This is a genomic window from Paenibacillus sp. 01L418, from assembly GCF_056400045.1.
The window spans coordinates 1-3556 of sequence record NZ_JBFTSN010000560.1 but is presented as its reverse complement, the minus strand read 5'-3'; the positions used below and the strand labels follow the sequence as shown (position 1 = coordinate 3556).

Genomic DNA, 3556 nt, shown 5'->3' with positions numbered 1-3556 from the left:
GGGGAGAACATTGTTCAAATTCAGGCAGGCAATAAGACTGCAAAGGTTAATGGTCAAAATGTAGAGATGGACACTAAAGCAGTAGTGGAGAAAGGTTTTCTGCTCGTTCCAGCTCGAATACTTTTTGATTCCTTCTCTTTTAAAGTCACGAATGAAAATAATGTGATCACTTTGAATGACGAACGATTATTAAAGCAAGGAAAACTGAAGTATCTTTCTGATGATGACCGAGTAGGGATAGCAAGAACAGCAGACCCCAATGCGTTCCAGCCAATAGAAATTTCATATAATGTCTTTGTGAAAAATAAAGTATCGCTCATTGATCTAACCGTAACTGCCAAAAATAGTACAGGGAAAGATATACCGGAGGGACAAGAGGATCTGCATACTATCGTATATTTTGAACACTCATCCATCATGGATGCAGATGATTCTACAGTGGATATTAAGGATAGGCCAAGACCAGCTGTTAAAAAGGATGCCATCATCAAAAAACAATTAAACGCAGGTGGAGGCACGATCATTCAGCCAAATGAATTACAGTACATACTCATCGCGGGCAGGACGTTTAAACCGTTAAATGAAAGATAAGGTTTGGATTAACTTTGAGTCATCCATAAAAAATGAAGCTTGACTTTCCATCTTGACACCATTATTAATTTAGTAAATAATTTAAAAATAAATTGGAAAAAGCTTATGGGGGCTCATAATGGTATGAGTAATGACGATAACTTTCAAGGAACGAATATAGATCACTTAACGAAGGAACTTGCGCTCGTATTCGGCCAATTGAAGCGTGTCGGGCATGTGTTTAGTCCTTCTAAGGAGCTCCGGCAGAGCGAATCAAACTTGCTTGTTTACTTGACGTATTTATGTCCGCCGGGTTCTAATGGCATTAAAGTTTCCGATCTAAGCAAACAGTTGAAAATAACCTCAGCTGCTGTGACGCATGTCATACAATCGCTTGAACAGATCGGGTATATTACTCGTACGATGGATGCAAGTGATCGACGATCCATTCTTGTTACAGCAACTGAAGCTGGACATGAATTTGTTGGAGCAAGGGAGACAGAGCTATTTGAACGTTTTCAGCACTTGCGAGAACATCTAGGTGCAGATGACGCCGAGCAACTCATACGAATATTAGCTAAATCCATAAAATTTCTGAATACTTATGAAGATAGCGAAGCATCCAAACGATAGTCCGGTAACGGACTATCGTTTTATTTTTGCCAGAGCTTGGTAAGAACCTTCCTCCATTTCTTTGACGATCGAGTTGGCAGAGGGGCTCCATTGCAGCTGCTGTTCAGCACGCAAACCAGATATTCTTTGGTTAATGCTCGCTCCCCAAGCAGCAGGGCCCAAAACATGAACAGCTTCCTCATAACTACACGATTCAATTTCAGCGACGCCGGCAATTTTGCCAATTGCTATCATGAGCTCTTTGGTCGTAATGAGTTCCCTGGAAGCAGCGTTATATAACGCCCCAGGAGATACAAATGTATAAGCGCATGCATAAAGGTTTGCCAAGTCGTCTACGTCAATGGTTGACCATGCATTTAGTCCATCACCAACGTATTTGGCGAATTGAGTGAGCTTCGTTCTTTGAATAGTCGCCCCAACTAAACCGCCACCACGTCCGTAAACGAGAGCTGGTCGAATAACGACAGTACAAATGTTTCTCTCAGCAGCTGTCAGCACTTTTTGCTCCTGATTTGCTTTCCATTGCAAGAACGGCAATGGCTTTACAGCCGAATCCTCATCAACGACATTATGAAGCGTATCGTTATAGATTAACGTTCCGCTCGTATATACGAATGTTTTGCCAGTGCCCTCCAAACCGTCTAACATGGCATCAACTGCAAGAACATCTAGTTTTTCCATGTCAGAATTATGCGAAATAGCAGTATGAATGACAGCATCAGCAGCATGAGTACATTCCGCCAGCAAAGCCTGATCAGCAAGATCGCCTATGACAGGGGAGATGCCTAATTTTATTAAATGCTTAGCTTTTTCTTGTGTTCGAACTAATCCGGAAACTTGATAACCTTGGGATAGGAATTGTTTAGCTACCGCGAAGCCGATATACCCAGTAGCTCCTGTAATGAACACTTTCAATAAAAAACCTCCTCAAATTAATTAATTTACTAACTAATGTATTTATTTTATTATTTAGCGGTTTTACTATTTTGTCAATACTTTCATAAAAAAAKGTAATTCAATTAAGGGCTACATCTGAAAGAGCATGTGTGAACATTTTTTTGACTATGTAAGCAAGGATTAGATTCAAAATTAAAAAAAAAAGAAGACCCACATAATGGGTCTTCTGGAGAGGCTTAAGTGTATTCAGCATTTTGAATGCGTGAGAGCAGCAGTAAGCCCTTCAATTATTATTTATTAGTAACCACCACCGAAAATACCGCAGCTGCAAGAGATAATCACCAACAAAATAAACAGTACCAGAATAAAACCAATATTATTATGAGCACCACCAACGAATCCTGACATTAAACATCCACCTCCTTGCGACTTGAATACATTGTAAGGTATGCATAGCAAAAGCTTAGTGACTGGATATTTGTCATGGGGTGACATATGCCCAGTATCATTAGCCTATAATAGGGGATTAGAGGTTTTGTATAGGGAAGACCGTTAAGGATACTCTGTAGTCTGTAGGACAAGTGAATAAGTCATATCCAATCGCTAATGATTAGTAGTTGTTACCACCGAAAATTCCGCAGCTGCAAGAGATAATCACGAGCAAAATGAAGAGTACAAGAATAAAACCAATATTATTATTTACACCGCCAACTGATCCTGACATAAAACATTCACCTCCTTGTATTATCTTATAGAGCAAGTTAGTTAAAGCTATAGCTATAAGACAGGATAATGGGTAGATAGAGTATGTTTATCCATCTCATAGAGCGAGCAGAGTGGTGAAAATAGGATTAGTAGCCTCCGCAACAGCCGCCGTAACCTCTGTCGCTCACTCTGTCATTTCTTTTTTCGTTGACACTTTCAACTTGATTTTCATTTCTTCTTTCATTGCGGCCCAATACGCCACAGCTACAAGCAACAATGACTAATAAGATGAAAAGAACCAAGATCGTACCGATATTATGAGACATTATTTTAAAACCTCCTCTTATTTAACTACTATATAACGTATGATTGACTCTCATTTTTTGATTGTGTGTTTGTTACATAGACATAGTTTCAATGTCATTAGACTAGTAAATGAAGATAGAGCAAATAATCTAATGGAATCTTGTTAAACTGGATCTTATATACGACTAGTATCTGCCACCGAAAATACCGCAGCTGCAAGAAATAATGACTAACAAAATAAACAACACGAGAATAAAACCAATGTTATTGTGAGCACCGCCTACTGATCCTGATATAAGAAATTCACCTCCTTGCTGCTGTTTAGAAAGTAAGTTATACATGGATGCCGTTTAGTTATTGGTTGTTTGGCAGGGAAATACAAATTATCCATGTCTGAAGCTAAATTGAGGGATTAATAGCCTACTCCACAACCGCCGTTGTAACC

Annotated in this window: 6 protein-coding genes; 2 read left to right on the top strand and 4 right to left on the bottom strand. The window is 39.3% G+C overall.

Annotation, left to right across the window (positions count from 1 at the left end; all coding sequences use genetic code 11):
* Together AC1DSE_RS32650 and AC1DSE_RS32645 are read left to right on the top strand one after the other, a co-directional pair.
* A partial coding sequence (locus tag AC1DSE_RS32650) for a stalk domain-containing protein (protein ID WP_477528868.1) occupies positions 1-591 on the top strand: 591 nt, incomplete at its 5' end.
* Between the two features lie 123 nt (positions 592-714).
* Complete coding sequence (locus AC1DSE_RS32645) at positions 715-1203, top strand: MarR family winged helix-turn-helix transcriptional regulator (protein WP_339202888.1); 489 nt, start codon at positions 715-717, stop codon at positions 1201-1203.
* A 12-nt stretch (positions 1204-1215) separates the two neighbouring features.
* Here the strand turns inward: AC1DSE_RS32645 and AC1DSE_RS32640 are convergent, their stop codons facing one another.
* The 4 genes from AC1DSE_RS32640 to AC1DSE_RS32625 form a co-directional block, all read right to left on the bottom strand.
* Positions 1216-2112, bottom strand: coding sequence for an NAD-dependent epimerase/dehydratase family protein (locus AC1DSE_RS32640; protein WP_477509821.1), 897 nt, complete (start codon positions 2110-2112; stop codon positions 1216-1218).
* A 285-nt stretch (positions 2113-2397) separates the two neighbouring features.
* Positions 2398-2508 carry a YjcZ family sporulation protein gene (locus AC1DSE_RS32635; RefSeq protein WP_441875260.1) on the bottom strand — a complete coding sequence of 37 codons (111 nt, stop codon included), beginning with the start codon at positions 2506-2508 and terminating at the stop codon, positions 2398-2400.
* Positions 2509-2710: 202 nt separating this feature from the next.
* Positions 2711-2824, bottom strand: a complete 114-nt coding sequence (locus AC1DSE_RS32630) for a sporulation protein YjcZ (RefSeq protein WP_083681477.1) — start codon at positions 2822-2824, stop codon at positions 2711-2713.
* Between the two features lie 127 nt (positions 2825-2951).
* Positions 2952-3131, bottom strand: coding sequence for a hypothetical protein (locus AC1DSE_RS32625; protein ID WP_430058644.1), 180 nt, complete (start codon positions 3129-3131; stop codon positions 2952-2954).
* Between the last annotated feature and the right edge of the window lie 425 nt (positions 3132-3556).